The sequence below is a fragment of the Neisseria sp. P0022.S009 genome, from assembly GCF_051956675.1.
GTDB lineage: Bacteria > Pseudomonadota > Gammaproteobacteria > Burkholderiales > Neisseriaceae > Neisseria.
On the sequence record NZ_JBQCXE010000001.1, the window covers coordinates 340,842 to 355,233 of the forward strand.

At 47.9% G+C, this 14,392-nt stretch carries 14 protein-coding genes and 2 tRNA genes; 13 read left to right on the forward strand and 3 right to left on the reverse strand.

What is annotated here, in order from left to right; translation table 11 throughout:
- The first annotated feature begins 39 nt into the window (after window positions 1–39).
- The 5 genes from petA to ACTHUG_RS01680 all read left to right on the forward strand — a co-directional run bounded on the left by petA (window position 40) and on the right by ACTHUG_RS01680 (window position 4,203).
- Window positions 40–621, forward strand: coding sequence for a ubiquinol-cytochrome c reductase iron-sulfur subunit (gene petA, locus ACTHUG_RS01660; protein ID WP_070606098.1), 582 nt, complete (start codon window positions 40–42; stop codon window positions 619–621).
- An 18-nt stretch (window positions 622–639) separates the two neighbouring features.
- On the forward strand, window positions 640–2,163 hold the full coding sequence (locus ACTHUG_RS01665) for a cytochrome b (RefSeq protein WP_168163289.1): 1,524 nt from the start codon (window positions 640–642) through the stop codon (window positions 2,161–2,163).
- Window positions 2,164–2,177: 14 nt separating this feature from the next.
- Window positions 2,178–2,966 (forward strand): cytochrome c1, encoded by a 789-nt coding sequence (locus ACTHUG_RS01670; protein ID WP_003748257.1) that lies wholly within the window; start codon window positions 2,178–2,180, stop codon window positions 2,964–2,966.
- A 215-nt stretch (window positions 2,967–3,181) separates the two neighbouring features.
- Window positions 3,182–3,787: a glutathione S-transferase N-terminal domain-containing protein gene (locus ACTHUG_RS01675; protein ID WP_003685910.1), complete on the forward strand. Its 606-nt coding sequence runs from the start codon at window positions 3,182–3,184 to the stop codon at window positions 3,785–3,787.
- A gap of 11 nt (window positions 3,788–3,798) precedes the next feature.
- On the forward strand, window positions 3,799–4,203 hold the full coding sequence (locus tag ACTHUG_RS01680) for a ClpXP protease specificity-enhancing factor (protein WP_440386015.1): 405 nt from the start codon (window positions 3,799–3,801) through the stop codon (window positions 4,201–4,203).
- A 139-nt stretch (window positions 4,204–4,342) separates the two neighbouring features.
- Here ACTHUG_RS01680 and ACTHUG_RS01685 read toward each other — a convergent pair.
- From ACTHUG_RS01685 to ACTHUG_RS01695, 3 genes are all read right to left on the reverse strand, one after another.
- Window positions 4,343–4,418 (reverse strand) — tRNA-Ala (locus ACTHUG_RS01685).
- Between the two features lie 6 nt (window positions 4,419–4,424).
- Window positions 4,425–4,501, reverse strand: a tRNA-Met gene (locus tag ACTHUG_RS01690).
- A 106-nt stretch (window positions 4,502–4,607) separates the two neighbouring features.
- Window positions 4,608–5,759, reverse strand: coding sequence for a class I SAM-dependent methyltransferase (locus ACTHUG_RS01695; RefSeq protein ID WP_440386016.1), 1,152 nt, complete (start codon window positions 5,757–5,759; stop codon window positions 4,608–4,610).
- Between the two features lie 401 nt (window positions 5,760–6,160).
- Between ACTHUG_RS01695 and mraZ the strand changes: the two genes are divergently transcribed.
- The 8 genes from mraZ to ACTHUG_RS01735 all read left to right on the forward strand — a co-directional run bounded on the left by mraZ (window position 6,161) and on the right by ACTHUG_RS01735 (window position 14,392).
- Window positions 6,161–6,616, forward strand: coding sequence for a division/cell wall cluster transcriptional repressor MraZ (gene mraZ, locus ACTHUG_RS01700; RefSeq protein ID WP_003748265.1), 456 nt, complete (start codon window positions 6,161–6,163; stop codon window positions 6,614–6,616).
- Complete coding sequence (gene rsmH, locus ACTHUG_RS01705) at window positions 6,613–7,575, forward strand: 16S rRNA (cytosine(1402)-N(4))-methyltransferase RsmH (RefSeq protein ID WP_440386017.1); 963 nt, start codon at window positions 6,613–6,615, stop codon at window positions 7,573–7,575. The genes mraZ and rsmH overlap by 4 nt, the downstream gene beginning before the upstream one ends.
- Before the next feature lie 61 nt (window positions 7,576–7,636).
- Window positions 7,637–7,900 (forward strand): cell division protein FtsL, encoded by a 264-nt coding sequence (gene ftsL / locus ACTHUG_RS01710; protein ID WP_003681879.1) that lies wholly within the window; start codon window positions 7,637–7,639, stop codon window positions 7,898–7,900.
- Window positions 7,901–7,974: 74 nt separating this feature from the next.
- A complete protein-coding gene (locus ACTHUG_RS01715) occupies window positions 7,975–9,723 on the forward strand; it encodes a penicillin-binding protein 2 (protein ID WP_314460360.1) in 1,749 nt (582 codons plus the stop codon).
- A gap of 26 nt (window positions 9,724–9,749) precedes the next feature.
- Complete coding sequence (locus ACTHUG_RS01720) at window positions 9,750–11,228, forward strand: UDP-N-acetylmuramoyl-L-alanyl-D-glutamate--2,6-diaminopimelate ligase (RefSeq protein ID WP_440386018.1); 1,479 nt, start codon at window positions 9,750–9,752, stop codon at window positions 11,226–11,228.
- A gap of 180 nt (window positions 11,229–11,408) precedes the next feature.
- Window positions 11,409–11,930 carry a M23 family metallopeptidase gene (locus ACTHUG_RS01725; RefSeq protein WP_440386151.1) on the forward strand — a complete coding sequence of 174 codons (522 nt, stop codon included), beginning with the start codon at window positions 11,409–11,411 and terminating at the stop codon, window positions 11,928–11,930.
- Between the two features lie 53 nt (window positions 11,931–11,983).
- Window positions 11,984–12,997, forward strand: a complete 1,014-nt coding sequence (locus ACTHUG_RS01730; protein WP_440386019.1) for a hypothetical protein — start codon at window positions 11,984–11,986, stop codon at window positions 12,995–12,997.
- Window positions 12,998–13,027: 30 nt separating this feature from the next.
- Window positions 13,028–14,392 carry a UDP-N-acetylmuramoyl-tripeptide--D-alanyl-D-alanine ligase gene (locus ACTHUG_RS01735; RefSeq protein WP_440386020.1) on the forward strand — a complete coding sequence of 455 codons (1,365 nt, stop codon included), beginning with the start codon at window positions 13,028–13,030 and terminating at the stop codon, window positions 14,390–14,392.

Below are 14,392 nucleotides of genomic sequence, written 5' to 3' on the forward strand. Positions count from 1 at the left end.
AATGGCTCGGTATTCCCAAAAATTTAGGACGACTGAATAATGGATAATCAAGAAATCAACAACGGCCGCCGCCGTTTCCTGACACTGGCTACTTGCGGTGCAGGCGGTGTGGCGGCTCTGGGCGTAGCTACGCCCTTCGTGGCCAGCTTCTTCCCATCGGAGAAAGCTAAGGCTGCCGGTGCTGCTGTCGAAGTAGATGTCAGCAAAATCGAAGCAGGCCAGATGCTGACTGCCGAATGGCAGGGTAAACCGATTTGGCTGGTCAACCGCACAGATCAACAGCTCAAAGACTTGAAAAGTTTGGATGGCGCAGTTGTCGATCCTAATTCCGAAGTGGATCAGCAACCGGAATACGCTAAAAACGAGCACCGTTCGATCAAGCCGAACCTCCTCGTCGCTATCGGTATCTGTACCCACCTGGGTTGCTCTCCGACTTACCGTCCCGACATTGCTCCCGCCGACTTGGGCGCAGACTGGAAAGGCGGTTTCTTCTGCCCTTGCCACGGTTCGAAATTCGACATTGCAGGCCGAGTATACAAAGGTGTTCCTGCACCGACCAACTTGGTTGTACCGCCTTACAAATATCTGAGCGATACAACTGTTTTGGTGGGCGAAGACTAAAAATAAGGAACGATAATTATGGCAAACCAAACCAATAGCAAAGCAAAAGCATTGTTAGGCTGGATGGACGCTCGCTTCCCTCTGTCTAAAATGTGGAATGAGCATTTGGCTCAATACTATGCGCCGAAGAACTTCAACTTCTGGTATTACTTCGGCTCTTTGGCTCTGCTTGTCCTTGTGATTCAAATCGTCAGCGGTATTTTCCTGACCATGAACTACAAACCGGACGGCAACCTGAACGCCTACCATCTGCCTGCTGCCTTTACCGCAGTAGAGTACATCATGCGCGACGTGTCCGGCGGCTGGATTATCCGCTACATGCACTCCACCGGCGCATCTTTCTTCTTCATCGTCGTTTATCTGCACATGTTCCGCGGCCTGATTTACGGTTCGTACAAAAAACCCCGTGAATTGGTGTGGATTTTCGGTTCCCTGATTTTCTTGGCATTGATGGCAGAAGCCTTTATGGGTTACCTGTTGCCTTGGGGTCAAATGTCCTTCTGGGGTGCGCAGGTGATTATTAACCTGTTCTCCGCCATCCCTGTTATCGGTCCTGATTTGTCCACTTGGATCCGCGGTGACTTCAACGTTTCCGACGTTACTCTGAACCGCTTCTTCGCCCTGCACGTTATCGCCGTACCGCTGGTATTGCTCGGCTTGGTTGTGGCACACATCATTGCCCTGCACGAAGTGGGTTCTAACAACCCTGACGGTGTTGAAATCAAGAAAAACAAAGACGAAAACGGTATCCCGCGCGATGGTATCCCATTCCATCCTTACTACACCGTTAAAGACATCTTGGGCGTCGTTGTATTCCTGATTGTCTTCTGTTCTGTGTTGTTCTTTGCACCTGAAGGCGGCGGCTACTTCCTCGAAGCGCCAAACTTCGATGCAGCGAATGCGCTGAAAACACCTCCGCACATTGCGCCGGTATGGTACTTCACTCCGTTCTACGCAATTCTGCGTGCGATTCCTTCGATGGCAGGTACTCAGGTATGGGGTGTAATCGGCATGGGTGCAGCAGTTGTATTGATTGCCTTGTTGCCTTGGCTGGATAAGTCACCTGTAAAATCTGTTCGTTACCGCAACAACTCTTTCAAAGTAATGTTGGCGTTGTTTGTTGTATCTTTTATCGGCTTAGGCATTCTGGGTGCATTGGTAGCAGATGATACTCGTACAGCTTTTGCTCGTGCATTCAGTGCATTCTATTTCTTGTTCTTCATCGGTATGCCTTTGCATACAAACCCTAAATGGTTGGCTGAAAAAGCTGGTGGTATTAAATATTTAATTAGCCTGTTTGTTTATGCAGCTTTAATTATTTATAACCTGTATTTAGTTGCAGTCTTGCCAAATTACATCGTTAAGGCGTTCGTTCTGGCTTACACTGTTTTCTTTGCAGCTATTCCATTCCTGAATGCGTTTAATAGCGAAAAAGCTACGCCTGAACGCGTAACCATGAGCACTACGAAACAAAAAATTATGTTCTTTGTTTACGTCGGTATTACCGTTGTTGGTGCTTACTTGTTTGCAACCAATATCTGATGAGGGCAGCGAAAATGAAACAAACTCTGAAAAACTGGTTTGCTGCCTTATTGCTGGCAGTGCCTATGAGTGCAGCCGTCGCCAGCGGCGGCCATGCAAACTATGAAAAAGTCGACATCGACCTGCGTGACCAAGTCAGCCTGCAGCACGGTGCGCAAATCTTTACAAACTACTGTTTGTCTTGCCACTCTGCAAGCGGTATGCGCTTCAACCGTCTGAAAGACATCGGTTTGACTGAAGATGAAATCAAGAAAAACCTGATGTTCACAACAGACAACGTTGGTGATGTCATGGTAGCGGCAATGGATCCGAAAGATGCTTCCAAATGGTTGGGTGCACCTCCGCCAGATTTGACCCTGATCGCCCGTTCTAAAGGTGCGGACTACCTGTACGCTTATATGCGCGGCTTCTATAAAGACCCAACTCGTCCGACCGGTTGGAATAATACCGTTTTGGCCGGCGCGAGTATGCCTCACCCATTGTGGGAGCAACAAGGTGTTCAAGCCGTTGAATTGGATGCCAAAGGTCAGCCCGTTATGATTAAAGACGAGCACGGCAACCTGACTCCTAAACTGTATTGGGAATCTACCGGTCTGCATAGCCGTCGTCTGCCTAACGGTAAAGTAATCCAAAAAGAGTACGATGCTTATGTGCGCGATTTGGTGAACTACCTGGTATACATGGGTGAGCCTGCTCAATTGCAACGCCACCGTATCGGTTACATGGTTTTGACATTCCTGTTTGCCGTAATGTTGCCGTTGGCGTACTTCCTGAAAAAAGAATTCTGGAAAGACGTTCATTAATTCTTTTGAATCAAAAAAGGCAAACCTGTTTCAGGTTTGCCTTTTTTGTTTGTTTGATTAGTTTATGTTGAATTAATGAAAATCTAAAAATTACTTAATGTAAACAGCGTGTTATTCTAAATTTCTGGATTAAGTATTTGAAATTATGTATAATTCTTTCTGAATTTTTATAAGGCTTAAGGCCGTCTGAAAAGATTGATCAGGAGTAGAAGATTATGATGACTTTGTATTCGGGTATTACTTGTCCATTCAGCCAACGTTGCCGTTTTGTTCTGTACGAAAAAGGCATGGATTTTGAAATTAAAGATGTGGACGTGTTCAATAAACCGGAAGACTTGGCTTTGATGAATCCGTATAACCAAGTACCGGTCTTGGTTGAGCGTGATTTGATTTTGCACGAATCAAACATCATCAACGAATACATTGACGAGCGTTTCCCTCATCCTCAATTGATGCCGGGTGATCCTGTTATGCGCGGTCGCGGCCGTTTGGTGCTGTACCGTATGGAAAAAGAACTGTTCAGCTTGGTGCAAGTGTTGGAAAACCCTGAATCTACCAATAAAGAACAGGCTAAAGCGCGTGAAGCCATTGGCAATGGCTTGACCCTGCTGGCACCGTCTTTTGCTAAAAACAAATATATTTTGGGTGATGACTTCTCCATGATCGATGTTGCCTTGTCCCCGCTGTTGTGGCGTTTGGATTATTACGACATCAAACTGGGCAAATCTGCCGCGCCTTTGCTGAAGTACGCGGAACGTATTTTCCAACGCGAAGCCTTCATTGAGGCATTGACTCCGGCTGAAAAAGCCATGCGCCGCTAAAGGATGGGTTTATGGCGACTTCAACCAAACCGTATTTGTTGCGCGCTTTGTATGAATGGTGCTTGGATAATAACCAAACACCACACATCGTCGCTTGGGTAAACGAACATACCCGCGTTCCGATGCAGTATGTGCGCGACAATGAGATTGTTTTAAATATTGGCCCTACAGCCAGCCATAATTTAAATATCGACAACGAGTGGGTCAATTTCTCTGCGCGTTTTTCCGGCGTAGCGCATGAGATTTGGATTCCGGTCGGTCATATCGTCAGTATATTTGGCCGTGAAAGTGGAGAGGGTATGGGTTTTGAGGTGGAACCATATCAGCCTGCTTCTACCAATCCTGTGGCAACGGAAGATAAAAAAGCTGAATCTACGGAAGGAAAACCGAAAAAAGTATTGAAGCTTGTGAAGTAATCAAAGACAAAAGGCCGTCTGAAATGTTTCAGACGGCCTTTATTGATTAGGTATTGAAGGGAAGCTCTGATGCCTTATCTGGTTATTAATTAAGCCAAACAAAAAAGCCCTTGTGTTTAACAAGAGCTTTTTTGTTTAGTGGTGGAGGTAAGCGGGATCGAACCGCTGACCTCTTGCATGCCATGCAAGCGCTCTACCAACTGAGCTATACCCCCGAAATTTGGTGGCGAATCAGGGATTCGAACCCCGGACACAAGGATTATGATTCCTCTGCTCTAACCGACTGAGCTAATTCGCCGTTTCGTGAAGTCGCTATTATAGTTTTTTTTGAATATTTGGCAAGCGCTAATTTTGGTTTTTTTTATTTCTTATTGTTTTTTAAAAATAAAAAGTAGATGGTCGAGTTATAGTTTATGGCAAATATCGCCGTGAACGAAGCCTGTCCAATCGATATCGATGTCTCTGCCGAAAGCGATCACTTTAAAAAGCTCGCCCATTTCGTGCTGATGGATCAGTTTTTGTACTGCTGCGGCGGCTTGGATGTATTCAATTGAATCCGGACTGCCAATTTGCGCCAGCAGATCAGTGATGCCGAGATTGAGCAGGAAATAAGATTGGGGCAGGTAGCCGATTAAGTCCAAACCTGATTCTGTGCCGGCGCGTGCAATATCGGTGAAATTGACATGTGCGGTCAGATCGGTCAGGCCGATGTTGAAAAATGGGTCGTGGATGGTGTGGTGGCGATAGTGGCCGATAAATGTGCCTTCTTTGCGTTGCGGATGGTAATACTGGGCGGCATCGAAGCCGTAATCGATAAATATCATGCCGCCGCGCTGCAATTTGGCGGCCAGGGTTTGGATAAAGGCATATTGTGCCGGATGCAGCTCGCTTGTGTATGAAGGGAGGGGAGGAAAATACAAGGCGGCTGTTTGTATCAGTTCGGCTTGGGCCAATGGTCTGACGGCTTCGATTAGCTTGTCATTCTCTAAGCTGACGCCGATTTGTTGAAATCCTTCATCTTGATAAATCAAGCGTTCGACCGGCATGGCATCCAATACTTCGTTGCCGATGATGATGCCGTCAAAGTGTTCGGGTAATGCGGTGAGGTGGATGACTTTTGCGGCTGCTTCGGGAGATGTGTGCTCAAGAATATGTTGACGTTGTCTTTCTGCAAGCTCTGCCGACAGCTCAATAATGTAGTAATGATTCAGGCCGTCTGAAAGATTTTGTAACAAAGTAGCGGCAAGATGGCCTGTGCCTGCACCAAATTCGTAGATATTGCCTGCTGTTTGCGGCAGTAATTCGGCAAGTTGTTTGGCAAGGGTTTGTCCGAATAGGGGGGAGAGGGTAGGGGCAGTAATGAAGTCGCCGTCCGTACCGATTTTATGGCTGCCTCCGCTGTAATAGCCGTATTGAGGTGTGTAAAGGGCAAGCTCCATAAATCGGGAGAAAGGTATCCAGTTTTGATGTTGTTCAATTTCGTTTTTGATGAGCTTAGTCAGGTGTGCTGAAGAGGCTTGTGCGTCAGGGGAGGGGAGGGGGAGTTGTAGCTTCATGACTGTTAGATAATGTAAAAAATTTGAATTTGTTTGTATATTATAGCTGCTTACGGAATGGGTGGTAATTGAGTATAAAAATACTATATGTAGTATTTTTATAATATAAATCATACTATATCTAGTATTTTATGCTAAACGAAATGCTTAATAAATCCATATGTCATTCATTATTGCGTATATAAACTATTGAATTTTAAGCATTTAGTGTTTCATTTCAGATAAGAAACGGATTTGACCTGATTGCCAAAATTTCTTATAGTGTCGGTTAGTGGGGCATAGTGGGTGAAAGTGGTTACTTTTTCCTGAAATGTGTCCTGTTGAAGCGAAAACGAAATATTTTAGGAAGGTGGGATTTTTAATCTCACTCTGTTTTATTTTAATCGAATTTGGGGTGTGATGTGTTTGGCGGCGCTCATGAATTGAGTATGGACAGTAAAGGGCGGTTGGCGATTCCTGCCAAATTCCGCGATATTTTGCTGCGCCGTTATACGCCTGCAATTGTGGTTACCCTGGATTCCCGAAAAAAATTATTGATGTACCCGGAGCCCGTTTGGGAGGAAAAAGCCGAGCAGATTCTGAAGTTGAAAGTAGCCGGCAATGAATCTTTGCAACGGTATCAAAATCTGCTGCTTCACAATGCGGAGATTTTGGAGTGGGACAGCGCCGGACGTGTTTTGATCCCGGCCAATCTGCGCAAACGCGTGGATTTTGAAAAAGAAGTTACTTTGGTTGGCCGTGCAAACCGTATGGAGTTGTGGGGCCGCGAACATTGGGAAGAGGAAATGAATCAGGCTTTGGATATCGATCCTGACGAATTGGCTTTCCAATTGAGTCAAACGGATTTGCAATTGTGAGTAAAGTTGAAAATTATCAGCATGTTACTGTCTTGTTGCATGAGGCGGTGGATGCGTTGGCAATCCGTGAAGACGGGATTTATGTGGACGGTACGTTCGGCAGGGGAGGGCATTCCCGGCTGATTTTGTCGCGTTTGGGCGAGCAAGGGCGTTTGGTTGTTTTTGACAAAGACCCTGAGGCGATTGCGGTAGCCAATGAACTGGCGGCGCAAGATAAGCGTGTCCGTGTCGTACACAATGGTTTTGAAACATTTCAGACGGCCTTGGATGAATTGGGCATCGATAAGATTGACGGTGCGCTTTTTGATTTGGGGATTTCGTCGCCGCAAATTGACGATGGCAGCCGCGGATTCAGTTTCCGCTTTGATGCGCCGTTGGATATGCGGATGGATCCGACCCGCGGGATGTCTGCGGCGGAATGGATTGCAACCGCATCCGAACAGGATTTACACGAGGTCATTAAGAATTATGGTGAAGAGCGGTTTAGTCGCCAGATTGCGCGCGCCATTGTTGCGCAACGGGAGGAAAGTCCCATCGATACAACCCGCAAGCTGGCGCAGCTTGTGGCGCAAAACGTCCGTACTCGCGAGCGCGGACAAGACCCTGCAACGCGCACCTTCCAAGCAGTTCGCATCTTTATTAACCGCGAGCTCGAAGAGGTAGAGGCAGTTTTGCCGCAGGTTGCAGGCCGTCTGAAAGAGGGTGGACGCTTGGCCGTCATTGCGTTCCATTCTTTGGAAGACAGAATTGTGAAGCAGTTTATTAAAAAATATTCGCAACATGTGCCTTTGCCCCGTTGGGCAGTGGTTAAGGAAGCGGATTTGCCTCAGCCGCCTTTGAAGGCTGTGGGCAAAGCAATCAAACCGGGTTCGGCAGAGACTGAAGCCAATCCGCGTGCGCGCAGTGCGGTTTTGCGGGTGGCGGAGCGCAGCAGCGGCGAATTTTCGGTTGTTGACTAGGGAAGCGTTTCGGCATTGTCGCAAGGGATGTTTCTGTTGACAGGCCGTCTGAAAGTTTTAAATGGGTAAGTTGAATATTTTATTACTGGTTTTGGTGACGGTTTCGGCCTTTGCCGTAGTGTTTAAGCAAAACCAGTCGCGCTTGCACTTTATCGAGTTGGATAAGGCGCAAAAGCGGGAAATTCAGTTGGAACAGGATTACGCGCGCTTGAAGCTGGAGCAGGCAAGATTGGCCAACCACAAACTGATTAAAGTGGCGGCCGAAAAGCAACATCTGCTTCCGCCGGGTGCGCATAATACGGCTATGCTGGAACGCAAAAAATAAGAATATAGCCTTGTTTTCAAGGTGTTTACGGGAATTAATAGCTCACTGAGCAGCTAAGTCATGAGAAGTCCAACATGTTAATTAAGAACGAATATAAACCTCAAATGCTGTCTGGAACCACAAAAACAAAAAAACCGCTGACAAGTAACGGACGTATCGGTTTGGTGCTGGGTGCCGTTGCGCTGGCATTTACCGGTCTGTTGGTGCGCGGGGTTTATCTGCAAACCAGTCAGCATGAGTTTTTGAAAAATCAGGGTGACCAACGTTTTGTGCGCACGCTTCCGCTGCCTGCATCACGCGGTATGATTACCGACCGCAATGGTGCTACATTGGCGTTGAGTGCGCCTACCGAATCATTGTATGCCATGCCTTCCGGTATGGAGGAAATGCCGACTGACGAGCAGTTGGAGAAACTGTCGGCCATTGCCGATGTGCCTGTTGAAGTGTTAAAAAATAAATTGTCTAAAAAAGACAAAGGCTTTATCTATCTGAAGCGTCAGCTCAGCTACGAAAAAGCGGAAGAAATCAAGGCATTGGGCATTAAAGGCATCGCCTTCCAAAAAGAATTGAAACGCCATTACCCGATGGGCAATCTGTTTGCGCACGTTATCGGTTTTACCAATATCGACGGCAAAGGTCAGGAGGGCTTGGAGCTTTCCCGTGAAGACAGCCTGCGCGGTGAAGATGGCGCGAAAGTCGTATTGCGCGACAACAAAGGCAATATCGTAGACAGCCTCGACTCTCCACGCAACAGCGTGCCTAAAAACGGCCAAGACATGATTTTGTCTTTGGATCAGCGCATTCAGACGCTGGCATATGACGAGTTGAACAAAGCTGTGGCTTATCACAAGGCCAAAGCGGGTACGGTTGTGGTATTGGATGCGCAAACCGGCGAAATTTTGGCTTTGGTCAACAGCCCGGCTTACGATCCGAATCAGCCCGGCCAAGCCAATAGCGAACAGCGCCGCAACCGCGCCGTAACCGACATGATCGAACCTGGTTCTGCCATGAAGCCGTTTACCATTGCCAAAGCGCTGGATTCCGGCAAAGTGGATACGACCGATACATTCAACACCTTGCCTTACAAAATCGGCCCGGCCACCGTACAAGATACCCACGTTTATCCTACTTTGGATGTGCGCGGCATTATGCAAAAATCTTCCAACGTCGGCACCAGTAAACTTTCTGCCATGTTTACGCCTAAAGAAATGTACGATTTCTATCATGATTTGGGTGTGGGCGTGCGCATGCATTCAGGCTTCCCGGGTGAAACGGCAGGTTTGTTGAGAAGCTGGCGCAGATGGCAAAAAATCGAACAGGCAACCATGTCTTTCGGTTATGGCCTGCAATTGAGCCTGTTGCAATTGGCGCGTGCCTATACTGTCTTGACCCATGACGGTGAATTGTTGCCGGTCAGCTTTGAAAAACAAGCGGTTGCACCTAAAGGCAAGCGCGTTATCAAAGCCTCTACCGCAAAAAAAGTGCGTGAGTTGATGGTTTCCGTTACTGAGGCCGGCGGTACCGGTACTGCCGGTGCCGTGGATGGTTTCGACGTAGGTGCGAAAACCGGTACGGCGCGCAAACTGGTCAATGGCCGCTATGTGGACAACAAACACGTCGGTACGTTCATCGGTTTTGCTCCGGCTAAAAATCCACGCGTGATTGTGGCCGTTACCATCGACGAGCCGACTGCAAACGGCTATTACGGCGGCGTGGTTGCGGGTCCTGTATTCAAAGAAGTCATGAGCGGAAGCTTGAACATCTTGGGCGTTTCCCCAACCAAGCCTTTAAGTAATGCCGCTACTGTCAAAGTACCGTCATAATCCAAACAATCAAAGAGATATTGTTTATGTTCAGCAAGTTAACCCCCTTGGCTGAAACCAACTTTCCGCCTCTGCTGTGTGAAAACGCAGCAGGGCGTTTGTTGCATTCAGACAGCCGACAAATTAAGCAGGGTGACATTTTCGTTGCCTGTCAGGGCGAATATACAGACGGCCGCAGCTATATCCCTGCCGCCATTGCCAACGGTGCGACCTTTGTTTTTTGGGATGATGACGGAAAATTTGCGTGGAATCCCGAATGGAACGTTCCCAATCAAGGCATTAAAGATCTGAAACATCGCGCCGGTATGTTGGCGGCGCAAGTTTACGGCAACGTTTCAGACGGCCTCAAAGTCTGGGGTGTAACCGGTACCAACGGTAAAACCTCCATCACACAATGGCTGGCGCAAGCTGCCGATCTGTTGGGCGAAAAAACCACCATTATCGGCACAGTCGGCAACGGTTTTTGGGGCGCATTGGAAGAAACCACGCATACCACCCCCGCCCCCGTCGATGTCCAAACCCTGCTCTACCGCTTCCGTCAACAAGGCGCAACAGCCGCCGCGATGGAAGTCTCCAGCCACGGCCTTGACCAATCGCGTGTCAACGGCGTGCCATTCTGTAGCGCAATCTTCACCAACCTCACCCGTGACCACCTCGACTACCACGGCACGATGGAAGCCTACGGCGCCATCAAGTCGCGTCTGTTTTACTGGCATGGCCTGCAACACGCCATCATCAATGTCGATGACGGATACGGTGCAGAACTCGCAGGCCGTCTGAAAAAAGACTGTCTCGATTTAGCCGTTTACAGCTATGGTTTCAGCGAACACGCCGACATCCGCATTACCAATTTCACCGCCTCTTCAGACGGCATGGAAGCCGTATTCCAAACCCCATGGGGCGAAGGAAAATGCCGCACCCGTCTGCTCGGACGGTTCAACGCGCAAAATCTCGCCGCCTGCATCGCCTTGTTGTGTGCCAACGGTTATCCGCTGGATAAAGTATTGGCTGTACTGGCAAAAATCCGTCCCGCCTCAGGCCGCATGGACTGCATTATGAACAGCGGCAAGCCCTTGGTCGTTGTCGATTATGCCCACACACCCGATGCACTGGAAAAAGCACTCTCCACTTTGCAGGAAATCAAACCGCAGGGCGCGGCCTTATGGTGCGTATTCGGCTGCGGCGGCAACCGAGACCGCGGCAAACGCCCATTGATGGGTGCGGCAGCAGTTCAGGGTGCCGATAAAGTAGTGGTTACCAGCGATAACCCACGTTTGGAAAATCCGCAAGACATCATCAACGATATTTTGCCTGCCGTCCCTAATCCTGAACGCGTCGAAGTTGATCGTGCCGTTGCCATCCGTTATGCGGTTGAGCAGGCTGCCGCGAACGACATCATTCTGATTGCCGGTAAAGGACATGAAAACTATCAGGATGTACAAGGCGTGAAACACCATTTCTCCGATTTTGAAATCGCAGAAAAAGCATTGGCAGAGCGCGGATAGACCATATCGCAAATGTTCAGACGGCCCGAAACCTTAAGGCCGTCTGAAAAAGATTTAACCATACAAAACAAAAGCAAAACAACACACGCATTACGGCACGTCAGCCATTAAACCCATCACAGTTGTTTGTTTCGGAAGACTTTTTAACAAGGCCGTCTGAACAACAAGGAGACCGATTTGATGCTGAAAATGCCGACAAAAACCTTATTAATCAGTACAGCCGTAGTTTTATTCGCAGGCTGTACAACCAAACAACTTCCGCGTCCTACTGCCGAAATCGAACAGTTGAGGGTGCAACAGCCTCCTGCCGAGCAAAGCCTGCCTAATCCCGTTAAAGGCAAACGGTTTGACGATACTTGGGGCGCGGCGCGCAGTCAGGGGCGCAGGCATGAAGGTGTGGATATTTTTGCTAAGAAAAATACGCCGATACGCAGTACCACGCCCGGCATCGTCACCAAAATCGGGCGCAACCGATTGGGCGGTAAAGTCATCGGTATTCAAGGGCCGGGTGCGTGGCATTACTATGCCCACCTGAATAAGTTTGCCGGTATCCGCCTGTATGAGCGAGTAAAAGAAGGGCAGGTCATCGGCTATGTCGGTAAAACCGGCAACGCTAGAACCACACCGGCCCACCTGCATTACGGCGTGTATCTGCCGAGTGGCGCGGTGAATCCGTATCCGCTGATTAACCAGGAAAGATAAAATTTTCAAACGTCGTCTGAAATAAATTTTGAAACAAATAATAAGGGAATATTATGGGTATTTTTCGCTGCAATAAATGCGGTTGCATGAATGAGCATTACTACGAATCCGGAATGAGTGAAATTGCTTGTCCAAAATGCACGGCTCCGGTTAAGGTTTACGACACTTTATTTTTTGTCAGTAAATTGTTGGAACGTTATTTTTCAGTGAACCGGGAATTGCAGGCTTTGAAGCAACAGGAAGACGGCAGGGAGGAAAATACACAGCAAGATACTGGTTCGGAAAATCAAAATTATAATCTGCTGGCAGGCGTCAATTTATCGGAAACTGACATTTTAGCTACTGAAAAACAGCATGAACCAATACGGCAATGGTTTGCCCGAGCCAATATTGTGCCGATGTTTGACTTTCAGGCGGTCAATATGAGCGGTTTTTTTGATGAGGCTGCCACTAAATTGGGCAGCAATTATCAGATTACTAAAAATATGTTGGGGCAGATTAGTCGGGCATATAGTCACAACCACACAAGCATTAGTTTGGATATAGGTAAAATGTCGCAAAAAGATGGGCAAACAATGAATAATTTATGCCGACAATTTTATAGCCATACTCTGTTTTCTAAGTATTTCTATCAGAAACAGGAAAAAATTGTTCGCTTGAATCTGCAACGTGCTAGTGCCATCAAGCACTTTTTTTGTGGTGGTTGGCTTGAATGGTTTGCACTGGGCAAAATGCTTGAAGAAGCAAAACACAAAGGCAAAGATTATGCTTTTTCTTGCGCTCGAAATGTAAAAGTCAAATTCGACAATGAAGATAAACAGGAGTTGGATGTTGTATTTTTGCCGATGGGTAAAGAGCCGATTGTGGTGGAATGTAAATCAGGGGAGTTCAGACGAGACATTGAAAAATATGTACGCTTGAAAAAACGATTGAATTTGCCGGATGACCGCTTTGTGATACTGGTTGCCGATTTAGAGGAAAGCCAGGCAGTGGCATTAGGCAGTATGTACGGTTTAACTTTTGTTACACCTAAATCTATGATGAAACATTTACAGATGGTTATGTGAGGCCGTCTGAAAAAACAAATGAAAGAAACCATGAAACCACTAGACCTAAATTTCATCTGCCAAACCCTCAACCTTCCGATGCCGTCTGAAAATCAACCCGTTTCGCGTATTGTTACAGACAGCCGCGATATTCAGGAAGGCGATGTATTTTTCGCGCTTGCCGGTGAGCGCTTTGACGCGCATGACTTTGTTGAGGATGTATTGGCAGCGGGGGCAACGGCAGTTGTGGTTTCGCGCGAAGATTGTGCGGCTTTGAAAGGCGCGCTGAAGGTTGACGATACGCTTGTGGCTTTGCAAAAACTGGCGAAGGCGTGGCGTGAAAATGTGAATCCGTTTGTCTTTGGCATTACCGGCTCTTCCGGCAAAACAACGGTTAAAGAGATGTTGGCCGGCGTATTGCATCATCGATTCGGTGATGAAGCTGTGTTGGCGACTGCCGGCAATTTCAACAATCATATCGGCCTGCCGCTGACTTTGTTGAAACTGAACGAAAAACACCGCTATGCCGTCATTGAAATGGGTATGAACCATTTTGGCGAGTTGTCTTTGCTGACTCGAATTGCCGGTCCGAATGTTGCTTTGATCAATAACGCTTTGCGCGCGCATGTTGGCTGCGGTTTTGATGGTGTCGGTGATATTGCCAAAGCCAAAAGTGAAATCTACGAAGGTTTGCTTTCAGACGGCGTTGCGCTGATTCCGTGCGAAGATGCCAATATCGCTACATTTGAAGCGGCTACTGCGCAATTGAACGCTCAGACTTTCGGCATTGCCAGTGGCGATGTCCATGCAGAAAATATTGAATTGAAACCGTTGTCTTGTGCGTTTGATTTGGTGCGAGGTAATGAACGTGTTGCCGTGGTACTGCCGGTCCCTGGCCGCCACAATGTACATAATGCCGTAGCGGCTGCTGCTCTGGCTTTGGCGGCAGGTTTGAGCCTTGCCGAAGTTTCAGACGGCCTGAAAAATTTCAGCAATATCAAAGGCCGTCTGAATATCAAGCAAGGCATTAAAGGCGCGACTTTAATTGACGATACTTATAATGCCAACCCTGACAGTATGAAAGCCGCCATTGATGTGCTCGCCGCTATGCCTGCGCCGCGTATTTTTGTGATGGGCGATATGGGCGAACTGGGCGAGGACGAAGCCGCCGCCATGCACGCCGAAGTTGGCGCGTATGCGCGGGATAAAGGCATCGAGGCCGCATATTTTGTTGGCGACAACAGCGTTGAAGCGGCAGAGACGTTTGGTGCGGAAGGTTTGTGGTTTGCAGACAAAGATCCGTTGATTCAAGTGTTGAGCCACGATTTGCCTGAACACGCTACTGTGCTGGTCAAAGGCTCGCGCTTTATGAAGATGGAAGAAGTGGTTGAGGCATTGGTAGCAACAACCGCGTAA